This is a genomic window from Marinobacter similis, from assembly GCF_000830985.1.
Lineage (GTDB): Bacteria > Pseudomonadota > Gammaproteobacteria > Pseudomonadales > Oleiphilaceae > Marinobacter > Marinobacter similis.
In genome coordinates, this window is sequence record NZ_CP007151.1 from 510871 (window position 1) to 533116 (window position 22246).

A 22246-nucleotide genomic window follows, 5' to 3' on the forward strand; every position below is an offset into this window, starting at 1 on the left:
ACGGAGATATTGCAACAACCGCTGGATCTGGATTCCGGGCGGACTACCGAGTGGTTCACGCCGGAGTCGGGGTTGCGGGCAAGTGCGTTGCGAGTGGGTACGGTTCACGTTGGGGTCAGCCGGGATCTGTTGGCGGACCGGCAAAGGGACATTCTCTGGACCTCTCTGGCGGTAGGAGCCTCGCTCCTACTGTTCACAATGCTGATAATTCAGCATCACCTGAACACCATACTCTACCCCGTTCGACAGATATCTAGCCGAGTTTCGCGCTTGATCAACCGGGACTATACCAAAGGGCCTACCGGCAACAGGAGTAGCGCGCAGGAAGTTGTCGACATTGAGCGACAGCTGAATGAACTGGCAACCCACCTGGCAAACCTGGAGACTTCCCGGGAGCAAACCCTGGCTGCCTCAGAGAGCGCGCGCCAGAAAGCGGAATCAGCCAATCAAGCGAAGTCGGAATTCCTGGCAACCATGAGCCATGAACTGCGCACCCCGCTCAATGGTGTGCTAGGTATGATCGACCTGATTCAGGAGGACCCCCTTACACCTCGTCAGCGGGATTACCTGACCACCGCCCGTCAATCTACCGAGGATCTCCTCACGGTTATCAGTGACATCCTTGATTTCTCCCGTATGGAAAGCGGCGTTCTTAAACTATCCAACCAGGAATTCGACCTTCAAAATCTGATCCGCAACTGCACTGCGACCTACCGTCAGGTCGCGGAGGAACGGGGATTATCACTCAGCGTGAAATTCTTTGGCGATTGGCCCGACAAACCTCTGGTGATAGGGGACGCCCCCAGACTGCGCCAAATCATCGCCTGTTTGATCGACAACGCCATCAAATTCACCAGCGACGGTTCTATTATCATTCAGGCAGGCTGCTTTGGGCTGGAAGACCACTGCATCGTGCTTAATTGCGCGGTGAGTGATTCAGGATCGGGCATTCCCATAGAAAGACTGCCAGATATCTTCAACTCCTTTGAACAGCTGCAGCACGGCGACGACCGGAGCATGGCGGAACCGGGCTCGGGCTGGCCCTGGTGCAGCGGCTCGTGGAGCTGATGGGTGGCCACATTAAAGTTGAAACAGACCTTGGAAGAGGGTCGTCTTTCCGGTTTGAATTACCATTTGAACTTGCAGCCAGTAAGGACGCCCCGTCCCATGACAGCCAGCCAACCATAGAGCGAAGGTCTGGTGTGGCCCACGCCCTGGTTGTAGAGGACAACCTTGTTAACCAACGCGTAGCAAAAGCCATCTTAACCAAATTGGGTTACCAGGCCGATTCGGCGAACAATGGAAAAGATGCCCTTAATATGATTCGCAACAATCATAGGGGTTACGACGTGATTTTGATGGACTGCCAGATGCCTGTGATGGACGGCTACGAAACCACCCGTCACATTCGTGAGTGGGAGCAGAGCAGCGGGCGGTCGGGCACTCCCATCATTGCACTTACCGCCGACGTATTGCCGGGTACTGACAGAAGCTGCCTGGAGAGTGGCATGAACGATTACGTAGCCAAGCCGGTAAGAAAAGAAATGCTAAAAACAGTTTTGGGACGCTGGATCCCGAACTGAGGCCGAGAGTACCCACAAAGAGAAGCAGCGCCCTTCCCTGGGCGCTTGAAGTTGTCAGCCCACAGCTTCTCTCATGGTCACAAATTCCTCGGCAGAGGTCGGATGAATCCCCAGGGTTGAGTCGAACTGAGCCTTGGTCGCACCGGCCTTGATAGCCACTGCCAGGCCTTGGGTAATTTCGCCAGCGTCCGGTCCCACCATGTGAGCCCCCAGCACTTTGTCGGTCTGGTCATCCACCACGAGCTTCATCAAGCTGCGCTCGTCACGACCACTCAGGGTGTATTTCATCGGCCGGAATTCGGAACGATAGATACGCAGCGAGTGACCGGCAGCACGGGCCTCATCTTCCGTCCAACCCACGGTGCCGATATTGGGCTGGCAGAACACCGCCGTCGGAATAGCCGAATAGTCCATATCGCCCTGGCCATCACCGAACAACCGGCGCGACAGGACCATACCCTGGGCCAGAGCCACCGGCGTCAGCTGCGGTGTGCCAATTACGTCGCCCAGTGCAGTGATGGAGGGTACTGCGGTCTGAAAATGATCATCCACGACCACATGCCCGGATTCACTCAGCTCCACGCCCAGCTCGGTTAATCCAAGCCCTTCCACCAGCGCTTTGCGGCCGGTTGCCGCCATCACCAGACCCGTCTCCAGGGTTTCGCCGTTGTTCAGATGCACCCGGTACTGATTGCCTTCAGGCTCCACCGAATCGATGTTGACCCCAAACTGAAGATTGATGCCCTTCTTGCGCATCTCCTGTTCGGTAAAGTTCCGGATGTCGGTGTCAAAGCCTCTGAGGAACAATTCTCCGCGATACAGCAGCGTTGTCTCAACGCCAAGCCCGGCCAGAATGCCCGCAAACTCAACGGCAATGTAACCACCGCCCCAGATCACGGCGCGCTTCGGCAGTTGCGGCAGGTAGAACATTTCATTGGAGGTAACCACACATTCCTTGCCGGGAATGTCCGGAACCACCGGCCAGCTTCCGGTGGCAACGGTTACATGTCTTGCGGTGTAGGAGGTATCGCCAACCACGACTGTATTGGCATCGGAGAACGACGCCGTGCCTTCAATGATGGTTACGCCCGCGTTCTGCAGCATGCGGCCGTAAATTCCGTTCAGCCGTTCGATTTCCGCGTTCTTGTTAGCCACCAGTGTCGGCCAATCAAACGTCACGTCTGAAGTGGGCACGTTCCAACCGTAACCGGCGGCGTCTTCGAGCTCGTCGTGGACATGGGCGCCATACACGAACAGTTTTTTGGGGACACAACCCACATTGACGCAAGTGCCGCCCAGATACCGTGATTCAATCACGGCAACCCGTGCACCCCGCTGGGCCGACATTCTCGCCAGGCGAACGCCGCCTGAGCCGGCTCCAATTACAATCAGATCAAAATCGTGGTGTTCAGACACAGTGTCTCCTGTAAGTCATTCAGATTCGGTGGCAGCCTTCCCAGTGGCTAATTTGGTCTCAGGATGTACTTCGCGGAACAGAACATGGTCCTCGAAGTCACCGAGCCTAATTTTGCCCAGACTGCGAAACCCCTCGGACTCGTAAAACGGCAGGTACCGGCTGTTTCCGGTGTCGAGTACCAACCCACTGCCGCGAGGATTCTCCGAGCAGAGTTTTTCGACGGTTTTCAGAAGCAGGCGGCCGTAGCCACGGTTCTGGTATTTCGGGTTTACTCCCATCAGGGGCAATTGGTGCGCCAATGGCTGCGGCAGCATATTCCGGATTTTCTCGTGATAATCGAGGTAACGCCGAGTGGACGCAAACCCCGTTGTCAGAACCATACGAATGCGCCAGCTAAACTGATCTGCCAGATTCATCCGTAATTCAGGGTCGCCGATGAAGGCCACGGCGACCAGGGTATCATCGACCATGACGCCAATGGCTTCCTGATCAAGGTCGAAATACAGATCAATCAGCTCCCGGATGGTGGCCCGAATTCGCTGATCGTAACCCGGGCGCCGGTAATCAAACAGATACTGAAACGTGGGCTCATTCCGGTAAGCATGATACAGAATAGAGCGCGCCTCGTTGGTCGCGGAGCCATCAAGACGCACAATCACGGGTTCTGATTGACTGCTGTTGCCACTGCCGTTAGCCATTCTCACACTCTCCTGCCGGAACTACCCATTCAGATGGTCAGTGTTAAACGAACAGAAACCCGGCCTGGTTCATCGGCCCGGTCCATGGCCGCCTGATCAATGATGACGCCATTGCCGGATTTCAGCTGCTCCAACCAGGCCGCAACTTCAGCAAAGGGGGCATCCTCAAGCCAGACCCGGATTGCGTTTTCTCCACTCGGCTCAAACCTTTGCAGCGCCAGCCCGGATTCCCGTGCTGATCGAGTGACCAGCGCCATAAGCGCTCGGCCATCTGGCAGATCGGAGGTGCCCGCGGAGCCATCGCTACTAGCGCTGCTCAGGCGTTTGATGGTGGATTCATTGGCCTGCATCCAGGCCAGAAGCTCAGCCGCATTTTCACGATCAGCAACCGCCGAATCATGGAAGGTGGTGGCCGGGCGCCAAATCGCGAAATAAAGCAGGCCAACCAAGACTGCCACTATCAGCACCAGCAATGCCTGCTGATCACGCTTTGCCAGCTGGTCGTATTGGGCGATCAGTTTGCCAACCGAGGGTTGGTCCTTAAGTTTCTCAAACATTGCCTTAACCTCCGGAAACCGTCAGTCGGCCACGGGCGCCACTGGACTCATTAACCACCGAACCGATCTGGCTTCAAGCCCCTGATTGGCTAACCCATTGCGTAGCGCACTCAGGCGGTCATAACTGTCGGCCCTGACATCCACCACCAGTTCGCCCCGAGACTGGCTGAAATTCACCGAATTGAAGGTCACCGACTGGCCTCCCGGAAGCTCCGCGTATTCCTGACCGGTGTATTTCATCAGGGTGATAAAATCCAGATCCGGGCCATCGGAGCCCGCGACCCGCAGCTGACCCTGGATAACCCGCCGGACATTGCCCGCATGGGTGCGCCGATCGCCAGGAAACGCTTCCTGGTAGATTGCCATTGCCCGCTCCTGCAAATCACTGGCTTTGCGCTCGTGATACATCCCCATACCCACTTCCAGCGCAATCTGGACGCCGAACCAGACCGCCGCAACAGCGATCAAAGGCTTCCAAGGCTTGAACGGGCTCGCCGTGTCTGACCGGTTGGAAAACCGGCTCTGGCAGAGATTAATCGGGTGTGAGAGATGGTGATGATGAGCATGAGCCAGCAATTCCAACGGCATCAATTCAAGAGTCTCGCGACGCACCAGCAATCGCCCTGGCGCCTTGAATTCGCTCACGATGGTCTGCTGCGCATCAAACTCCTGCTCGGTGGCATAGAGAGTCACCGGCACCTCTGGGACCACTTCCTCTGAGGGCGGGACGGCAAGCGTGTGAGCGAACATGCCCAGATTGACGGAGTGCATACTTAGCCACTCACCACGATCACTGACCATCAGCGCAATTTCGCCATCCAGACAGGCGGTCCAACCGCCTTCGGTGACCGGCAGCAACGACGCATCCGGGTAAATCGCGTCCAGACGAACGTGTTCCCAGTTGCTGAACAGACTGACCCAATTGCGCATTCGCTCTTCATCAATGGCAGCCACACGATAGCCATCGTCGGTGTGCCGGCCCAGGGCCAAGTGCACCGAATCAATGTCTTGGGCAATCTGCTCTTCCACGGCGTAAGGCAGGGCCTGCTGGATGTATCGGCTTTGCTTGGCCGGGATGTCCGCCAGGCAAAACAAGGCCTCATCGCCAGGAATCAGACCAATCAGCAAGACGTTGTCGAGGGCGTTCTGCCCCAGTGTTTGCTCAATTTCCCGCTGGGTATCCCCGGTGCCGCGCGCCTGGGTATCGCCGCTGGCATCATGCAGCACCCAGTTATACGAGAACGCCTCAGGGTTCTGCGCGGGGTCGGCCAGTGGTGGTACTGGCCGCACGTATAGGCGATAAGACATGGCTATCCTTCTGAAATGGTGAACGGCTCTTTGGTAATTCGGTTTTTTTGGCCGGTATCCCGTCGAACCGTCCGAATTTCGCCTTCCGGGTTTCTGAAAACAGTGCTGACCATGTTCACAACCCGGTCATCGTAGGTAATCCTGGAAACGACTTCAAAAAAGCGCGTTTGCAGCCCAAGCCCTGCTGAGGTTAACCCTAGCCCGGCAAATTCTGGTAGCGCGAGAAAGTCCTGGAGGTTCACAAATGGCTCCTCCTCTCTCTTTTCCAGAATAGCGGCCGCCTGCGCATCCGTCAGCTCTTCACTGAGCGAACGTAACACCGCAGCGGTGGCAGTGTTCACGTTTATCCCCAGCCCGGAAACCGGAAGTGTCGCCACATGGGGGCGTAGTGCCTGGTAGATCTCTTCCGTCATCCCTTCCAGCAGCCGCAGCTCGGTCACACTAACGAAAGGCTGGTTGCCAGCCCGATAAGCGGGTTCGGCCGATAGATATTGGCCATCTTCTGCCCCAGAGACACTGATAGTCTGGTCATTACCATCTATCCAGTCGACCAGCACGTCGACGTTGATCGCTGAAACATCGAGGGCAGCGAAGAGCCGGGTCAAGCGTTCTTTGGTCAGGGTGTTAACCTGACCATTACCAGTCACCAGATCGTTCAGGTTAATTCGACCACCCAAATCATCGATCTGAACCTCGACTACGCCATTCTCATCTAATGGCAATATTGCCGCGTTCATGGCCCAGAACTCATCGAGACTGTCGATCATCTCGCTTTCTTCTTTATCGTCCTCGTAATCTCTGACCAGAATCTGTCGGGCAAAGGCTTCCGCACCGAGCGCGATGCTCGTTCCCTGTTGCTGGGCCAGGTAATGCCCGGCCTTGAACACCCGGATGCTCTGTTGCTGGGTCATCCCGGAGGTCAGCATTACTACCAGCGCCATCGCCAGCAATACCATGATCAGGCCACGCCACGCTCTCTGAACGGGAATCGGCTAGCACGGACTTGTTTCATCAGCCACCCTGCCCCTGAGTACCGGGATCCGCCGAATCGTCAGCGCCCTCTTCGGCTTCTGTTTCGCTCGCCGCTTCGTTGGCCTGATTCACCACGCCCTGCGCGTCTTCCGCATTAAAGTCCGGCAGCACAAAGGTGCGCACCAGTTCGCCGTAGCGTTCATGCTCCAGGGTTATCTCGATCCCCATGGGAAGTGACGTCTCTGGGCGGCTGCCGGGCGACAGGCCCGCCATGGTTTCATCACTCGGCCATTCCGGTTGCCAGGCGCGTTGATCGTTGAGAAAACGCACTTCAAAGTCCAGAACACCTTCCAACAACAACACGTCTCTACTATTGTCTTCCTGCCCCTGATCGACCAGCGGCCAGTATCGGCGCCGGAGTTCCTCACCGGTGTATTCCCAGGCTACCCGTTGCAGTCCACTGCGGCGTGACCCCAGAGGGTTCCGCCAACCCTGCCGGGTCAGCATGAGGGCAAAATCGTCCTCCCGACTGGTCAACGCAACCTTATAATCGCCATACACATCTCGCGCCGGTCGATTTACCACCTGCATCAGATCGCGCTCGAGCAGCAACATGGCCCGCTGGAGTCCATCGAACTCTTCAGCCAGTTCGTTCACCCGATCCCGGGACGTGATCACACCGCTTAACACTTGCCACACGCCCAGACCAATCACCGCCGTGATGGTAACGGCAATGAGAACCTCAAGCAGCGTGAAGCCACTCTGCGACCGGGTTGGGTGCGGGCGAAGGCTCATCAGTTTTGCCCCAGGAACGCTGACAGAGAATGCACCGGCGCGGGCTCCGCCCCCTCACTGCGATAGCGAGACACCGTCACTTCAACGCGTCTCATGGTGGGCTCTTGGGTGGCCAGCACCGCAGTGGTCACCTGCCACCTGAAAGGACCGTAATCAGTATCGCGGGAATTTTCGGAGATTCCAGGCAGGTTCTCGGCCAGACGCAGCTCATTGATCCGGTTATCCGCCAACCAGGCGGCCAGGGTTTTATCGCGGACTCGTTCGTAGCTGGAGATGTACTGACTCCCCACTTCCGCCGCCGCCGTGGCAATCAGGCCAAACACCAGCAACGCAACCAGAACCTCAATGAGCGTGAAGCCTCTGTGATTGTTCACAAATCTTCCTCGTCATCACCGGGCTTGCGCCATTCCAGCTCCGATACACCATCGGACGCAAGGATATGCAGGTAGTCGCTGTTTTTACCGGCGGTAAACTCAATCTCAAAAGGCGTGGTTTCGCCGCTGGAGAAAAACACGACGTCTGGGCGCAACTTGTCTTCGGTCGAGGCCAGTCTCGGGGAATCGCTTTCGATGAACTTGGTCACGACCAGCCACTCCGGAAAACTGCCCGGACGGAACAAACGTTCTCCGGAAGCTGCCCAGTCACCGGATTCATCTTCATAGGCGACGAACTGGTAACCCTCCTCCATCACCTGCACACCCAATTCGCGATTATTGAGAATCGCTTGCTCGGAGGCGGTTTGCATCAACAGGTACAGGTCGCGCACTTCGTTCTTAAGCTCCCGTTGCTGGGAGCTTCCGCCAAAGCTGAATACGGCCAGGGATGCCAGCAGTCCGACGATAATCAAGACAACCAGGATTTCCAGCAGCGTAAAGCCGGCTTGCCGCGTCCCGAGGCGCACAATCACTTATTCCTTGGTGTTCCAGGCGCTGATGTCCGCCGCGTCGCCTTCACCGCCTTCCTGGCCATCGGAACCGTAGGAATACAGATCGTAAGGCCCCTCAGTACCCGGGCTCACGTACTGGTACTCGGCACCCCAGGGATCTTCCGGAACACTTTTCAGGTAACCATCGGCGTTCCAGTTTTTGGGCTCGGGGCTGCCGCTAGGTTTGGACACCAGCGCTTCCAGACCTTGCTGGGTGGACGGGTACTGGCTGTTATCCAGCCGGTACAGGTCCAGCGCGTTGGCAATATTGCTGAGCTGGGTTTCGGCAACCGTGACTTTGGCTGATCACTCCGGCCCATGATGTTTGGCGCAACAATCGCCACCAGAAGCCCAAGAATTACCATCACCACCATGATCTCGATCAGGGTGAAGCCGCGACTGTTGGTCCGCAGGTTCCTATTTCGATTCGTCATTGTTTCACTCGTCATTGGAATGGAATTCCTTCGTTTTAAGTGGCATTCACGAGCACCTGCCGGGCCTAGCCCACCAGATTGCTCATGTTCAGAATTGGCAGCATGATGGCCAAGACAATAATCAGCACCACCACGCCCATTATCAGCAGCATCATTGGCTCAAACAAACCAACAATGGCCGCAATCTTTGATTGCAGGGTGTTTTCCTGCATCCGGGCCGTTCGCTCCAGCATACTGTCCAGCTCACCGCTGGCCTCACCGCTTGCAATCATATGCAGCATCATCGGTGGGAAGTACCCGGTTTGGTCCAGCGAGCGATGCAGCGACCCGCCCTCACTGACCTTTCGCGCCGCGTCCCGCAGTTCGCCCCGCAAATAATCGTTGGACAAGACCTCGCCCGCAATGCGCATAGCCTCCACCAACGGCACGCCACTGGTGGTCAGAATGCTCAGGGTACTGGCGTACCGGGCCGTGCTCACACCCCGCACCATGCCGGAAAATAACGGCAGGTGCAGCAGGCGTTTATGGAACTTCAGCCGGAACGCCGGCCTGCTGAGCGCTAGCCGGAACGCGATCACCGCAATGATCAGGAGAACCAGAAGGTAGATACCGTAGCTGCCGAGGAAGTCCGATACGTTCAGCATGGCCTGGGTCAGGGTCGGCAATTCCTGCCCTTGCTTGAGGAACACGTCAATGATGTCCGGCACCACGTAGGTCAGCAGGAACACCACGATAGAAATCGCAACCACACTGAGAATGATGGGATAAATGGCGGCAAGCTGGATCTTTTGGCGGGCTTCCTGCCGGCTTTCCGTGTAATCAGCCAATCGGTTCAATACCAGATCCAGGTGGCCTGCGTGCTCGCCCGCAGACACAGTGGAGCGGTACAGGCGCGGAAAGGCGTTAGGAAATTCACCCAGACTTTCAGCCAGACCGTAGCCTTCCATTACCTTGGCCCGAATGGCAATGAGCATGCTGCGGATACGCGGCTTGGAGGACTGTTGTGCGGCTGCAGAAAGAGCCTGTTCCACCGGGATGCCAGACTGAATCAGTGTGGAGAGTTGGCGGGTCACCAGGGCAAGATCGGCCGCTGCCAATGAACCACGACGGCTTAGAGGGTTGGAGCGTACCTGTTTTTCCGTCGACGGCTCGACAGCCAACGGGGTCAAGCCTTTCTCTCGGAGCTGCTGGCGAACCGCGCGCGGCGCATCCGCCTCCATCACGCCGGTTTTCTGCTTGCCCCGGGTATCAAGTGCCTTGTAATCGTAAGCAGGCATGGTTTATCGACCCCGGTAGGTAACGCGCAGAACTTCTTCCACACTGGTCACGCCGTCGAGTATCTTCTGCACGCCGTCTGCGTGGATGCTCGGCCCCCGCCTGCGGGCTGCCTTTTCCAAGTCCAGTTCACCGCCCCGTTTATCGATCAGCCCGCTGATCTCATCGGTGATCTCCACCACTTCATAAATACCAATACGGCCGCGATAACCCAGATCGTTACAGTGCTCGCAGCCTTTCGCGCGGTAGAGAGTCGGCGGCAATGACGGGTCCAGTTGCAGGAACTCACAGTGCTCCTCCGTGGGCGTGTATGCCTCACGACATTCGGTGCACAGCACCCGAACCAGGCGCTGAGCCAAAATACCCACCAGACTCGACGAAATCAGGAACGGCTCGATGCCCATGTCCATCAAGCGGGTAATCGCGCCCACCGCCGTGTTGGTGTGCAGGGTGGAGAGCACCAGGTGGCCAGTCAAACTGGCCTGTACCGCGATTTCAGCTGTTTCGAGATCCCGGATCTCACCAATCATCACCACGTCCGGATCCTGACGCAGAATGGCCCGCAGGCCGCGAGCAAAGGTCATGTCGACCTTGGTGTTGACCTGGGTTTGACCAATACCGGGCAAGTCGTATTCGATCGGGTCTTCCACCGTGAGGATGTTGCGGCTGCGATCGTTGATTTCCTGCAGGGAGGCGTACAGCGTGGTCGATTTACCGGAACCCGTCGGGCCGGTGACCAGTAAAATGCCGTAGGGCCGATGAATCAGCTTCCGCAGCACCTTCAGATCGTCACCAGACATGCCCAGTGATTCCAGACGAATGGCGCCGGCCTGCTTGTCCAGCAGACGCAGCACTACCCTCTCGCCACTGGACGATGGCATGGTCGACACCCGGATATCCACTTCCCGGCCGGCAACTCTCAGGGCAATCCGGCCGTCCTGGGGTACCCGTTTTTCAGCGATATCCAGCTTGGCCATAACCTTGATACGGGACACCAGCAGCGGCGCCAACGCCCGCTTGGGTTGCACTACCTCACGCAGGACACCATCAACGCGGAACCGCACCACCAATCGCTTTTCATAGGTTTCGATATGCACGTCCGACGCGCTGGTCTTCACCGCTTCGGTCAGGATGGCATTGATCAGGCGAATGATCGGAGCGTCGTCTTCCTGCTCCAGAAGATCCTCGGTCTCGGGAACGGAATCCGCCAATGAGGCAAGATCCATATCGTCACCGATTCCCTCCACCATCTGCATGGCTTCAGCAGAATCGTTCTGATAGGCAGCGTTCAGGGCGTGGTCGAACCGGTCGGGATCAATGGTAGAGAACCGTGCTCGGCCACCGCTCACGCGGTTAGCTTCCGCGAGGGCAGAATGCGAGGCACCGGGCCGAATCAGGATGATCGGGTCCCCTTCCTCCGAGCGCGTCAGGATGACCCCATTGCGCTTGGCAAATGTAAAAGGAAGACGGCCCAGCGGAGCATCCTGCTGCTGAAATTCAGATTCTGTAGTCAAGGTCTTCCCCGTCCCGAAATTCTTTTTTATTCAATCAATTCAGAAAGGCTACCACAGGATATGGACCCGCTGAATAACTCTATACACTATACTGCCAATAATTCATTGCCGTCTGATAACCTGTGGACTTTTTCCGCCCACACAATTGCATCCAGGAAGATCAATGCCTTTTAACAACCAACGGCTTCCTCTCCTCCTCACCGTTATCGCGGGCGCGGTCATGGTGGGTGTGACAGCCTGGCAGGTTTATAGTTTCTCCCAGGCCGAACGCCAGGGTGCGTCTTCATCAGACGCTCAGCAACTGGTCCGGGAAGGCAGAATTTGAGCCAGGCGCCGGAAGTGGATCTGACTACGTTGGCCCTGTTTGGAACGGCCAGCCCGGAGGGCAGCGCGGGGCCGGTGGAAACTGAAAACCTGCCGGAAACCAACCTGCGCCTGTTTTTGAGGGGCGTTATGGCAGCAGACGGCGAATTTCCCGGCAGTGCCTGATTGAAGACCAGAAAGGCAACACCGAGGCATACCCTGTGGGCGATGAATTGCCCGGTAACGCCAAGCTTCGGTCCGTGCACGCTAACCGGGTGGTCATTGAGCGCGGTGGGAAGCTTGAAAATCTGTTCTTCCCTGAAGAAAAAAACCGTTCCGGCATGACCATAGCGTCTGACAATCAAGATGAACCGCAACGGTCCGCGCCGGAACCCCAAATACCAACGTCCACACAGGCACCCTCACCTGCCGCTGATGAGCAGCGCAGAGAGGAAATTCGCCGACGCTTGAACAACTCAGGGAACGGCTGCGAAACAACAGTAACTGAGGCCGCCAATGGGCACTGCCGCTCGTACGCTCGGGTACCCTGCATCGCTGTTACCGGCACTTGTGCTGGCGACAGCCTTGGTCGGTGCCCTCGAGCTCAGCAGCCGCCTGATGAACTACGTGCAGCAGGAGTTCGGTACCGAGCTTTCGAACGCCTCGAGAACTGGCAGCGCCTGCACAAGCTCGCCGCCAATGCGCCGGTCGAGCGCCAGCTCGAGCTTGTGAACCGCTTTTTCAACCGCGTTAAATTTGTCAGCGATATTCGTCACTGGGGCGAGGAGGATTACTGGGCCACGCCGGTGGAATTGCTCACCACCAACGCCGGCGACTGCGAGGACTTCTCCATCGCCAAGTACCTGACCCTGAAATCCATGGGCGTACCGGATGACCAACTGCGTGTGGTGTATGTAAAAGCGCTGGAGCTGAACCAGGCCCACATGGTTCTGGCCTGGTACTCGGAACCCAATGCCGATCCGTTGATCCTCGACAACCTTATAAATGAGATAAAGGTTGCTTCCCAACGCACTGATCTTGAACCTGTTTACAGCTTTAATGGTGAAGGTCTTTGGCTAAACAACTCATCCGGCGGCGAAGGAGAGCGCATCGGCGAGGCGCAGAAGCTTTCCCGCTGGCAGGAATTGAACGAGCGCCTGACCGACTCCCTACAGCAATGATAATCCCCATCTCTGGATGCTCATCGATTTTCACAAAAATGCTTTATACTGTGAAAAATCGACAAAGGAGCTCCATCATGAGTACCGCACAGCTCCCCAACGAGCAAACACAAGACAAAGCACTGCTTGCAAAAGCCCTGCTCAACGCCGGGAAGGCCTTCGGCTTCAACCAGACCGAACTGGCCGACATTGTGGGCCGGAACCGGACCGGGCTGGTGCGGGACGGCATTGATCCCGCCAGCAAGTCCGGTGAGCTCGCCCTGCTCTTCATTCGGCTTTACCGCAGCGTATTTGCGCTGACCGGCGGCGAACCTGCGGCCATGAAGCACTGGATAAACACCGAAAACCGTTACTTTGATGAAGTGCCGCGGCAGCTAATCAAATCGGCGGAAGGGCTGGTTCGGGTGAATCACTACCTGGATGCCATGCGAGGTAAGGTGTGAGTTATGAAGAGCGCATCTATAGAGCCCTCGAACCGCTGCAGGGAACAGCGTATCGGGTGGTGGAGTCTCAGGAGGAAATAGCCACCACGCGGCTGGTGGATAACATACCGGAACAAGCCCGCCTGGAAGAGCTACTGGAGGCTACCAAACCGGCTCGCGCGAAGAGCACCGACAAGCTTCATTACCTGCTGGCCACCCCATTTCGCTACCCACCACTGAAACACGGGTCACGGTTCGGCCGCGCGTTCGAAAAAAGCCTGTTCTACGGCGCCATGACTATCAACACCGCGCTGGCCGAAACCGCTTTTTACCGTTTTGTGTTCGTCAGCCATGTGAGTGCGCCATTCCCAAAGCCCCTGCAAACCCTTCACACGGTATTCGGCGCCAGGGTTCGGAGCGAGCACGGCGTGCGCCTGCAGGATTCCGCCTGGCAGGATCTCCACGAGCCGCTTACCCATCCTTCGAGCTATGCCCTGACCCAATCCCTGGGCACCCAGATGCGGACGTGCGGCGTGCACTGCTTTCAGTTCCTGTCCGCCAGAGCGCGACAGGCAGAACTGTACCGCCTGCCCTACGATGCCGGAGATGGCATGGAAGGCATCAATGTTGCGTTGTTCGAGCCGAGTGCGCTTAAAGACCGGAAACCCCGAGAATCCTCCCGCCTGATAATCGTGACTGGACCGGAATCCGTGTCCATGAGCCTGACGTTGGCGGATGGCTCTCGACAGGTTTCGGAGTTTGCTCTGAGCAGCTTTTTAATTGATGGCCGGCTGCCTGATCCTGCGGCGTAAAACCCAGCTCACTACACGCAATATACTTTGATATACGGATTAAGAAACATCCGTAGACTGTTGACATTAAACAAAACATGCTCCCCGGATAGATCACATGTCAGAAGGTATTTACGACCTATTCTTCGGGAGCGCTATAGGCCACCTGAGCATAATTCACAGCGGCTACCATCATTACCCCGCCAACCATGTTGCCCAGCAGCGTAGGCGTGAAAAACTGAAAGAGAAACTCCCAGATACCATAAGAACCATGGAAAACCCCATAGAGCGCCGCCACGGAGCCAGCGATGATGTGGGGGAAATGTGCGAGGCCAATGACGTAGGTGACCAGAATAATCACGACCACCCGTGCAGACTCGGCAAACGGCAATAGCCAGAGCATCAGCGCCACCAGCCAGCCGGCAAAGATTGCCCTGACGAACATGGAGCCAAAACCATGGCCATATTCCGTAGCCGCGATCGCTGCCAGGGCATCGTCGATTTTAGGGTCGAGCACGTCAAACCAGCTCAACGCTGCTGCGAAAATTGCCGTACCCAGTATGTTGAAACAAAGTACAACGGCCCATAATTTCAACGTGCCCGAAATGGTGGGCAGGTTCCTGACCCTCAGTACCTCAAGCACCGGCGTTAGCGTGTTTTCAGTGAACAGTTGCTGTCGCCCCAGAATGACAAACAGAAAACCGATGGAATAACCGAAGCTACTTATAATCGGGCGCCAAGGCGCCTCTGGCGTGTAACTATAAAGAAGAGCCTGTGCAATCAGGGAGAAGCCCATCGACAAGCCTGCGGCCAGAGCAGACCAGGCTAAAGCAACTAACGGCCGATTCAGCTCTGATTCGGCCTCACGCCGAATTGCCTCATAGACCACCGCGGCACTCGGTGCTTCCCTACGACGAGCATCCTTTTTCTCAGTTGAGTTCAAAGCCTCAGTCGTCGGGTCGTCCTGATCCATAAAGAAATATGCTCGCTAGTTGGTGGCGTTTTAGGTTGCGGTGCACGTACACGAGAGTCAACTAGCGATCTTCAGAAAACTCTCCGTCACGACTCTTTGGTAGCAGCCCTACAGACTAACCAAAGGAATCCAAAACGATCTGATTGGCAAGCCTTCATACTGTAGATCCGACCCTAACCTTGCTCATACTCCCGAACCAGCTCCTGCAAAAAGTAGAAACCGGCGGAACTCAGGAAGCAGCGGCTGGCTCCGGAACGAAACAGCAGGTTGCGTTTATCGAGATAGTCCAGGGCCTCCGAGAAACCTTTCTCGAAGCGCGCAGCCCGGAGAATTTCCTGATATTCCTCATCGCCTGCCAAGGCAGTAAGGTCGTTCTCATTCAGTCCGGCATCCGGACGACCAAGGTATTCCAGATCCCGCCCGCTACGAGCGAAATAACGCCCGATCAACAGCAGTATGACCTGCACCCGGAAGGCGTTCTCGTCGTGCTCCTCGTTTTCGTCATCACTGCTTTCCTTGAGAAAGAAAAACGCGCCGGTTTCGTTAAACGCCAGCTCGCTGCCCAGGTGTTCGTAAAATGTCCTGAAATGGGACAAATGGTTATACAGCAGATTGTAGAGCGGATTGGCTCGCAGCTCGGAACGGTTGTTGTCCCAGACGTCACGCACAATCACCCGGCCGGCCTGAAATTCCCGGTAGATCGCAGCGCTCCGGGCCGGCAGGATCTGCTCGAAGCTGCTCGAAGTTTGTGAATGGTCCACGGATTCGTTGGTTTCCATCGCGTCAGTGATGTCAGGCATGCTGTTGCTCTTCTTGATTGGCCGGGGCGTTGCTTTGAATAGTTTCCAGGTTTTCCAGGCGACGCTTCCGGTAGACAAACTGTTCGCCGTCCGATGACTGGTCCAGGATTCGGAAGCGGTTGGTGGTAACCACCTGCAGACCCTCCGGCGGCGAGTTGACCAGACGGTTCAGCGCTGCCAGCAAATCCGGAAAGCGATAGCCCGGTATGAAGCCATCCAGCCGGCCGTGCAGCTCCCGCACAAGATCGTTGGTAGGCCGCAGCTCCAGGGTTTCCAGCCATTGATAAAGCTGGTTGATACGCTGTACATCAATCCGGGTATGGCGTCCGCTGACGTCGACCTGCTGCAGTACCGGCACCTCGGCCTTGCGGCGGAGGTCGTTCAGGCGCAGCTCCAGTTCGCTAAACAACAGCTGGTAATAGCTGGACGATTCACCGAAGGCGTAGTGTTTCGGGCGCTGCTGGGCCCGCAAGCCCACGAGGAAGCCAGTACTGCGGGCAAAATCACCGCCCTCCAGCCATTTTCTCTTGAGGCTGAGGGTCTCGGTTTCGCTCTTGAGCTCCTGAAGCTTGCCGTAGAAATGCTCCATTGCGTTGTACTGGACCATGCCCTGACGGGTCTTGCGCAGAAAGTGCTCCACCTCCTGAGCCACCGCCTGAATGGGTTTGTACAAGGCGTTAAGGCTAATGGAGGAACGGAACAGCTGATCGGCCAGGCTATGGTCATCATGCTTTCCAGTAGCCTAACCATGGCTTCCAGGGTCTCAAACAGGTTACTGCCATCGGGCAGTCGGGTATCCGGATTCAGGAACACCAGAGTCGGCTTTATGTGGCGTTCGTAGAGAGTAACGATCTGCTCAAACAGGTTCTGGCGGAACTCCAGATATTTCTCAGGCGCCCGACTGGCGTCTCCGGAAAGATCCGCAAGCTGGGCACTGATAGTCTGCATGCGCAGGACATTCTGACGCAGCAAACCAATGAGCTGGCTGACCCGCTCGTTCAGATCGTCCCTCAGTTCGGTGTAGTCCAGGTCGGCAGCGCTGAAGCTGCTGGTTTCCAAGCGGTTACGCACGTCCCGAAGGGTCACCAGATGGCCCCGCAGACGGGCATCCGTCAGTTCCTGATAGAGCGAAGCGTTACAGGCTCGCATCAGGTTGATCAGGGCATCCTGGAACACCAGTCGCCGCTCGCCTTCGGCCTTGATGATGTCGATCACCAGGCCGCTCCGGAACAGATTGTCAGTATTCAATGCAAGCCGCACCCGGTCCCGGTCGGCATTGCCAAGGGTGCGGGTATAGTCCATCACCTCAGCCACCAAATCACTCTCGCGAATATACCGGGCTTCGTTTCGGTCCATCCGTTCGATCATCCGGAACAGAATCTTCGGGTGCTCGAACAACAGCCGGGTGGTGTCCAGGGTGCTGAAGCGTTTACTCATCCGCCGGCTCCAGCAGGCTGCTCTGGGACTGATCGGCCCATTGGCTCAAGGATTCGCCGTTGGTAAAACCCTCAGCCCCGCCCCAGAACACCAGGGTGCGCTGCGGGCTGTAAGGCCGCGCCGTGCGCATCTGCCCCACTTCCAGGTGCCTGCCGATCAGGTAGATCACTTCCGCGCTGGCACTGTGAGTAGCGGCAGAGAACAAATTGAAGCCCTGCTTGCGCAACCGTTCCAGCAGCGAGGGCATCTGGCTGATGTCCACGCTGGCCAGCTCGTCCAGCACCATGGGGAACGACAGCTGCACGCCGGGATACAACACGCGCTTCAACAGCCGGTACACCAGCTCTAGATTGATCAATGCCGTGGTGGAGGTGGACTGGCCTTTCTTGTCCAAGCTCGCAGCGTTTTCCTTACGAGTGCGGTAGGAAATGCCGGTGATCACTCTGTCCATGGTCAGGCGCTTGCTACCGCTCTCACCGAAAAAGTCCGCCACGAAGACCCGCAACCGGTCATAGAACGCGTCCGACTGCAGCTGGTTGCCATAGGGATCGATGTTGTTGGCTTCTTCCACCAGATTGCGGAATTTCGGATCGGTGTGGATATCCACCCGGATTTCCACCAGATCGTTGATGCACACCCCATCCAGCTCGCGGTTCAGCTGCGCTTCAAACCGGGCAATGTGCTCATGGTTGGATTTCAGGGCCTGCCGGTAGCTGGCGACTGTCTCATTATGGATTCCAACCTGCTGCTCCAGCACATTCCATTGCTCGACCATGCCGGCAAACAGGTCCGACAGGCTTTTGAACGTTTCCCGGATGACCGATGAGGCCGGGCTGTCTTTCTGCAATTCGCCTTCGGTATCTTCGTGGATGCCGAGATAAACAAATTGGCGAAGGTGGTCGAGAATACTGCGACGGCGCTCTTCCAGGTCGTCCAGCTGGGTTTGAAGGTCGTCGAACGCGGCGACAGACACCTGCTCAATAGCCAGCGGCTGCTCGACTTCCACGGTTCTCAGATGCGGAAAGCGGTGCTCCACGGTTCCGACGCTTCGGCTCAGACCCGTCAGTTCCCGCTCCCGCTCCTCAATACGCTCTTTTTCGGCCCTGGCTTTGGCGGCCTTCTGCTGAACCGCATCCTGCTTCTCCTGCTCCAGACGGGCCTGCTCTTCCAGCTTGGCCAGCTGCTCCTCCGCCGCCTGTTTCTCCTCAGTAGCGTCCCTCAGTGTGGTTGCAGCTCCCGGGTAACGGCTCAGGGTATCCAGATCCTTTACGATGGCGCGGATCTCTTTTTCCGTGCGTTCGATCAACCGTGGCCGGTCATGTTCCTGGTTGGCGGTATCTGCCAGTTCAGCCCGCTCCTTTTCCAGGCCCTGGAGCTCACCTTCAATATGCCGGCGCTGCTCTGCAAAGTCAGTCTGCCGAGCTGGCTGGGCCACGTATTCGGCATCGAACCAGTCGAAGCCTTTATCATTAGGCACGAACAGCCGGGCAAAAGCTTCTATGGCCGCCTTGCTGTCGGCATCCAGATCCTGGCCCGGGCTGGCCATAACCAACCGTGGGTCCACGGCCCGTAGCGGTGCCGCGGTGGCTTCATCCAACTGGTTCTGCAGCTGCCACTGCTGTTTGCTTTCCCGATCCTTCAAGGATTCCAGCTTGCGCTCAAGCTCCTGCTTCTTGTTCTGGATCTGCACCAGCCGGATTTCCGCTTGGGCGGCACTCTTTAGCGCAGCCAGATGACCTTTCTTGCTATCGAGTTCCTCTTTCTGGATGTCCTCGATTTCCTGAAGGGTCATCTCCCGTATTGGGACACCAGCAAATCGCCATCTTTCTGGCTCTGCTCTGCCTGCTTGATGCGCCGATCGGCTGAACGGATCTCGCCCTTCAGGCCGCTGGATTCTTGCTCCAGCTTTTTCAGAACCTGGAGCACATGGCGCAGAGTCTCGTTCTGTTCATTGAACGCCTCTACTGCGGCTTTGCGCTTGGCACCAATGTCCTGCAAGGCATTGCTGACGCCATCCCGGAAAGCGGCAAAATCGTGCTGGCTGCGAAGCAGGGTTTGGTAGGCCTGATAATCCCCTTGCAGCTTCTCGAACCGTGAACGCTCTTTTTCAATCTGGTTCAGCTGGATTTGCTGTTGCTTAAGTTGATCATGCCGATTGAGGAACTCATCGATGTTGAAATCGAAGGCATCGTCGGCAAACTTCTTGTCCGCCTCGATGATGCTGGCCACCGCATTAGACATGGCCTGATCGTCTGCCTTCATTTCAAACAGCAGCAGGATCAACGTGCGCAGCGACTGCACCCGGCGCTCGTCGGACTCACCCAACGGCAGCACCGAATAACGCACGGCATCGGCGTTCATCAACTCGCTGCTGTACAGCATCTGTTTGAGTTTCGCCGGGTCATTCACCAGCCGGGTATCTTTGGAAAACTTCTTCAGGGTCTCGGACAAGCGGCTGAACGACAGCTCCGGCACCGCCTGGCCGATTCCGTCCTCGTCGTCACCATTCCAGAACAGCGGCCGCAGCTGGTCGTAGCCCACCGGCACGAAAGCGCGGCCATAGCTGAGCTGACTGGCGCTGTCCCGGTACAGAATTTGGCAATGCACCCCTGCCGGGTTCTCAGCTCCATGATCAGGAAACTGAACTGGCTCGGAAAGTAGTGCTGGTAGCTTTCCTCGTTAGTGTAAAAGCTGCCGGCACTGGCGTTGCGGAACGCAAATTTCTTGCGGCTGTTCTTGAAGTTGTTTTCCGGCAGCAGGAACAGACGCAGGCTGTTTAAAAGGCTGGACTTGCCCAGATTGCCCGGGCCAAGGATCAGGCCATGGTTGTCCACCGGAATTTCCACGTAACAGAAGCCGGCGGAATCCACCAATACCAGACGGCGAATACCAAAATTGAAATTGCCTGGGCTCCCCTGGGAGTCACTCATCCAGAATCATCTCCTGTTCCATGAATTTTCCGGTTGCCCGGAAGGCCTCTTTTAGGGATGTAAATCCCAGCCTCTCCGCCAGGGAAACTGCCTTTGTGAAGCGTTCAGTGCTGTCCGGTATTTTGTGAAACCGGTATAGCCAGGGCTGCCAGTCAGGTGGCTGCACAAAACTGGTTTTATCGCCGATAAACGCGGTCATCGTCGAATACATTTGCAGGCCACCAGCATCATAATCGAATGCGCAGAATACTTCTTCGTAACCCTTCAACCACTCGAGAATCGCGCCCCGGGTAATCCGGTTGCCACCGCCCAATACCACATCACACTCCGCCAACGTCACGCGGTTGCCCAGTGCCTCACTGACAAAGTTCAGCATCTGTGAGTATTGGAAGAAATTACGCTCGTTCTCCACCACCAGTACCGAACGTCCCCGGCGAAAACCGATATCAACAGATTCGTTGCCTACAACGACCACATCCGGGCGGCTGGATGTCAGCCCCTGATGGTAAACCAGCAGAAAACTTACCTCAGTACCGTGGCGATGGGAGTCACCTTTTTTGGCGGCATCTACCCGGCTTACCGGAACCTCCGCGACATTCTGCAGCTCCGCGAAACCGGTTTCATCCCGCACCGTGACCATCCACCGATTGGCCCCGACTTTCTCTGTTGCAAACATCTCCCTGTGACGGCGGCGAAACGCCTCCGGGAGCTTTTTCACGAACGATTCATAGTTGATCGGCAGACCGCGCAGGATTTTTTTTAGGTAGTCGTTCAACAGGTCACCACAATTACTCTGAAGTGTGTTTTAGAACGTATGTTTAAGAGTTAGTGTAACGCTATCAGGCGCTTACTGTATCGGCTGTTTTTGATTCAGAATGCTGGCCTGGACCTCGAGAAAGCACTGTAAGGTAAACCCATGAAAGAAACCCACTGTACCAGCCACTCCAGCCAAGGCCCCACGCTGGTCACTTTCGACGGCGAGAAGAATCACCTTGAGTGGGAATCCCTCGGCGATCAAGTCATGGGCGGGCAATCTGATGGTAAGGTTGTTTGCTCTGAGGAAGGCGTCGGCCACTTTCATGGCACGGTTCGATTGGATAACGGCGGCGGCTTTGCCTCTGCTAAATCTGACCTTCAGCCCCCCGCGGATGCTTCCGGTTACACAGGCATCGAATTAGTCGCCCGCGGTGATGGTAAAACTTACAAGATCGGACTTCGCAACAGCACCAATCGGCGCAGCATCGTCTACCAGCAGAGCTTTACACCAGATGTGGACCAATGGTGCCGCATACAGCTTCCCTTCAGCGACTTCGTACCGACCTGGCGAGGCCGAACCGTGACGGATGCGGAGCCACTGGACATCCGCCAGCTGGCGTCAGTGAGCCTGTTTGTGTCTGGGCGCCAGGTTGGTGAGTTTCACCTGAGGATGCAGGACTGGGCTCTTTTTTAGAACCAGTTGTGGCTGATCTTTGCTTGACCACTCCACGTACTCCCTAACTCGTGAACCGATTTGCCCACAAAGCCAAAGGAATCAGAACGATGGATAAAAATCAGAAAGCGAACGGCCTCCAGACAACCTTGATCGCCGCTCTCACCTCAGCGGCACTGCTCGCTTCAGGTGTCGCGACGGCTGAGGATTCACTCAGTGCAGAAGCCATCTCGGCCGCGGTTAGCGACCACTCTTACCAAGGCAGCATGAGCTCCCCAAACTCGGGGTTCAATGAATACTATGCACCCGATGGCACCATCTACGGCAAAGACTACGAAGGGAAATGGACCACTCAGGAGGGCAAAATGTGTTTTGCCTACGGCGACGAGCAACTTGCTACGAAGTCAGTATTGACGGGCCATCCATGGTGTTGCGGCAGAATGGTGCGATCAAAGGCAACGGCATGCTAATTCAGGGCAATACCGTTCGATAGGTGGACCAG

At 56.7% G+C, this 22246-nt stretch carries 23 protein-coding genes and 3 pseudogenes; 8 read left to right on the forward strand and 18 right to left on the reverse strand.

The window, feature by feature from the left end; genetic code table 11:
* Positions 1 to 507: 507 nt before the first annotated feature.
* Positions 508 to 1580: pseudogene (locus AU14_RS23630) on the forward strand (sensor histidine kinase); the annotation flags it as partial.
* Positions 1581 to 1637: 57 nt separating this feature from the next.
* Here AU14_RS23630 and gorA read toward each other — a convergent pair.
* The 11 genes and pseudogenes from gorA to gspE form a co-directional block, all read right to left on the reverse strand.
* Entirely contained in the window at positions 1638 to 2999 is a 1362-nt protein-coding gene (gorA, locus tag AU14_RS02305) for a glutathione-disulfide reductase (RefSeq protein WP_041338575.1), read from the reverse strand.
* A gap of 15 nt (positions 3000 to 3014) precedes the next feature.
* The gene (locus AU14_RS02310; RefSeq protein WP_041338578.1) at positions 3015 to 3698 is read right to left on the reverse strand and encodes a GNAT family N-acetyltransferase; all 684 of its coding nucleotides are present in this window, start codon (positions 3696 to 3698) and stop codon (positions 3015 to 3017) included.
* A gap of 29 nt (positions 3699 to 3727) precedes the next feature.
* Positions 3728 to 4255, reverse strand: a complete 528-nt coding sequence (gene gspM / locus AU14_RS02315; RefSeq protein WP_041338581.1) for a type II secretion system protein GspM — start codon at positions 4253 to 4255, stop codon at positions 3728 to 3730.
* A 21-nt stretch (positions 4256 to 4276) separates the two neighbouring features.
* The gene (gspL, locus tag AU14_RS02320) at positions 4277 to 5563 is read right to left on the reverse strand and encodes a type II secretion system protein GspL (protein ID WP_330217947.1); all 1287 of its coding nucleotides are present in this window, start codon (positions 5561 to 5563) and stop codon (positions 4277 to 4279) included.
* 2 nt (positions 5564 to 5565) lie between these two features.
* Positions 5566 to 6519 (reverse strand): type II secretion system minor pseudopilin GspK, encoded by a 954-nt coding sequence (gspK, locus tag AU14_RS02325; RefSeq protein ID WP_052471939.1) that lies wholly within the window; start codon positions 6517 to 6519, stop codon positions 5566 to 5568.
* 55 nt (positions 6520 to 6574) lie between these two features.
* A complete protein-coding gene (gspJ, locus tag AU14_RS02330; RefSeq protein ID WP_041338584.1) occupies positions 6575 to 7330 on the reverse strand; it encodes a type II secretion system minor pseudopilin GspJ in 756 nt (251 codons plus the stop codon).
* Complete coding sequence (gene gspI, locus AU14_RS02335) at positions 7330 to 7704, reverse strand: type II secretion system minor pseudopilin GspI (RefSeq protein ID WP_041338587.1); 375 nt, start codon at positions 7702 to 7704, stop codon at positions 7330 to 7332. The genes gspJ and gspI overlap by 1 nt, the downstream gene beginning before the upstream one ends.
* Complete coding sequence (gene gspH, locus AU14_RS02340) at positions 7701 to 8237, reverse strand: type II secretion system minor pseudopilin GspH (protein WP_407942809.1); 537 nt, start codon at positions 8235 to 8237, stop codon at positions 7701 to 7703. The genes gspI and gspH overlap by 4 nt, the downstream gene beginning before the upstream one ends.
* Positions 8238 to 8689: pseudogene (gspG, locus tag AU14_RS02345) on the reverse strand (type II secretion system major pseudopilin GspG).
* Between the two features lie 65 nt (positions 8690 to 8754).
* The gene (gene gspF / locus AU14_RS02350; RefSeq protein WP_041338591.1) at positions 8755 to 9966 is read right to left on the reverse strand and encodes a type II secretion system inner membrane protein GspF; all 1212 of its coding nucleotides are present in this window, start codon (positions 9964 to 9966) and stop codon (positions 8755 to 8757) included.
* A gap of 3 nt (positions 9967 to 9969) precedes the next feature.
* A complete protein-coding gene (gene gspE / locus AU14_RS02355; RefSeq protein WP_041338594.1) occupies positions 9970 to 11478 on the reverse strand; it encodes a type II secretion system ATPase GspE in 1509 nt (502 codons plus the stop codon).
* A gap of 163 nt (positions 11479 to 11641) precedes the next feature.
* Between gspE and AU14_RS20330 the strand changes: the two genes are divergently transcribed.
* The 5 genes and pseudogenes from AU14_RS20330 (at position 11642) to AU14_RS02375 (ending at position 14196) form a co-directional block, all read left to right on the forward strand.
* Positions 11642 to 11803 (forward strand): hypothetical protein, encoded by a 162-nt coding sequence (locus AU14_RS20330; RefSeq protein WP_236744313.1) that lies wholly within the window; start codon positions 11642 to 11644, stop codon positions 11801 to 11803.
* Positions 11800 to 11967, forward strand: a complete 168-nt coding sequence (locus AU14_RS20335) for a type II secretion system protein N (RefSeq protein WP_236744314.1) — start codon at positions 11800 to 11802, stop codon at positions 11965 to 11967. Before AU14_RS20330 ends, AU14_RS20335 begins: the two co-directional genes overlap by 4 nt.
* A gap of 330 nt (positions 11968 to 12297) precedes the next feature.
* Positions 12298 to 12962, forward strand: a pseudogene (locus AU14_RS02365) (transglutaminase-like cysteine peptidase).
* A 77-nt stretch (positions 12963 to 13039) separates the two neighbouring features.
* Positions 13040 to 13405 carry an MbcA/ParS/Xre antitoxin family protein gene (locus AU14_RS02370; RefSeq protein ID WP_041338597.1) on the forward strand — a complete coding sequence of 122 codons (366 nt, stop codon included), beginning with the start codon at positions 13040 to 13042 and terminating at the stop codon, positions 13403 to 13405.
* The gene (locus AU14_RS02375) at positions 13402 to 14196 is read left to right on the forward strand and encodes an RES family NAD+ phosphorylase (RefSeq protein WP_052471940.1); all 795 of its coding nucleotides are present in this window, start codon (positions 13402 to 13404) and stop codon (positions 14194 to 14196) included. The genes AU14_RS02370 and AU14_RS02375 overlap by 4 nt, the downstream gene beginning before the upstream one ends.
* 118 nt (positions 14197 to 14314) lie before the next feature.
* Here AU14_RS02375 and AU14_RS02380 read toward each other — a convergent pair whose 3' ends face one another.
* From AU14_RS02380 to AU14_RS02400, 7 genes are all read right to left on the reverse strand, one after another.
* Complete coding sequence (locus tag AU14_RS02380) at positions 14315 to 15148, reverse strand: formate/nitrite transporter family protein (protein ID WP_041338599.1); 834 nt, start codon at positions 15146 to 15148, stop codon at positions 14315 to 14317.
* Positions 15149 to 15321: 173 nt separating this feature from the next.
* Entirely contained in the window at positions 15322 to 15948 is a 627-nt protein-coding gene (locus AU14_RS02385) for a condensin complex protein MksE (RefSeq protein ID WP_236744315.1), read from the reverse strand.
* Positions 15941 to 16357, reverse strand: coding sequence for a hypothetical protein (locus AU14_RS20345; RefSeq protein WP_236744316.1), 417 nt, complete (start codon positions 16355 to 16357; stop codon positions 15941 to 15943). The genes AU14_RS02385 and AU14_RS20345 overlap by 8 nt, the downstream gene beginning before the upstream one ends.
* Positions 16330 to 17385, reverse strand: a complete 1056-nt coding sequence (locus tag AU14_RS02390; protein ID WP_236744317.1) for a hypothetical protein — start codon at positions 17383 to 17385, stop codon at positions 16330 to 16332. The genes AU14_RS20345 and AU14_RS02390 overlap by 28 nt, the downstream gene beginning before the upstream one ends.
* On the reverse strand, positions 17378 to 19177 hold the full coding sequence (locus tag AU14_RS20350; protein WP_236744318.1) for a coiled-coil domain-containing protein: 1800 nt from the start codon (positions 19175 to 19177) through the stop codon (positions 17378 to 17380). Before AU14_RS20350 ends, AU14_RS02390 begins: the two co-directional genes overlap by 8 nt.
* Entirely contained in the window at positions 19174 to 19992 is an 819-nt protein-coding gene (locus AU14_RS20355) for a hypothetical protein (RefSeq protein ID WP_236744319.1), read from the reverse strand. Before AU14_RS20355 ends, AU14_RS20350 begins: the two co-directional genes overlap by 4 nt.
* Positions 19993 to 20307: 315 nt before the next feature.
* Positions 20308 to 21090 (reverse strand): hypothetical protein, encoded by a 783-nt coding sequence (locus AU14_RS02400; RefSeq protein WP_041338602.1) that lies wholly within the window; start codon positions 21088 to 21090, stop codon positions 20308 to 20310.
* Between the two features lie 141 nt (positions 21091 to 21231).
* Here AU14_RS02400 and AU14_RS02405 point away from each other — a divergent pair, with 141 nt between their 5' ends.
* Both AU14_RS02405 and AU14_RS02410 read left to right on the forward strand, forming a co-directional pair.
* Complete coding sequence (locus tag AU14_RS02405; protein WP_041338605.1) at positions 21232 to 21765, forward strand: CIA30 family protein; 534 nt, start codon at positions 21232 to 21234, stop codon at positions 21763 to 21765.
* A gap of 89 nt (positions 21766 to 21854) precedes the next feature.
* Entirely contained in the window at positions 21855 to 22214 is a 360-nt protein-coding gene (locus AU14_RS02410; RefSeq protein ID WP_041338609.1) for a hypothetical protein, read from the forward strand.
* The last annotated feature ends 32 nt before the right edge of the window (positions 22215 to 22246 follow it).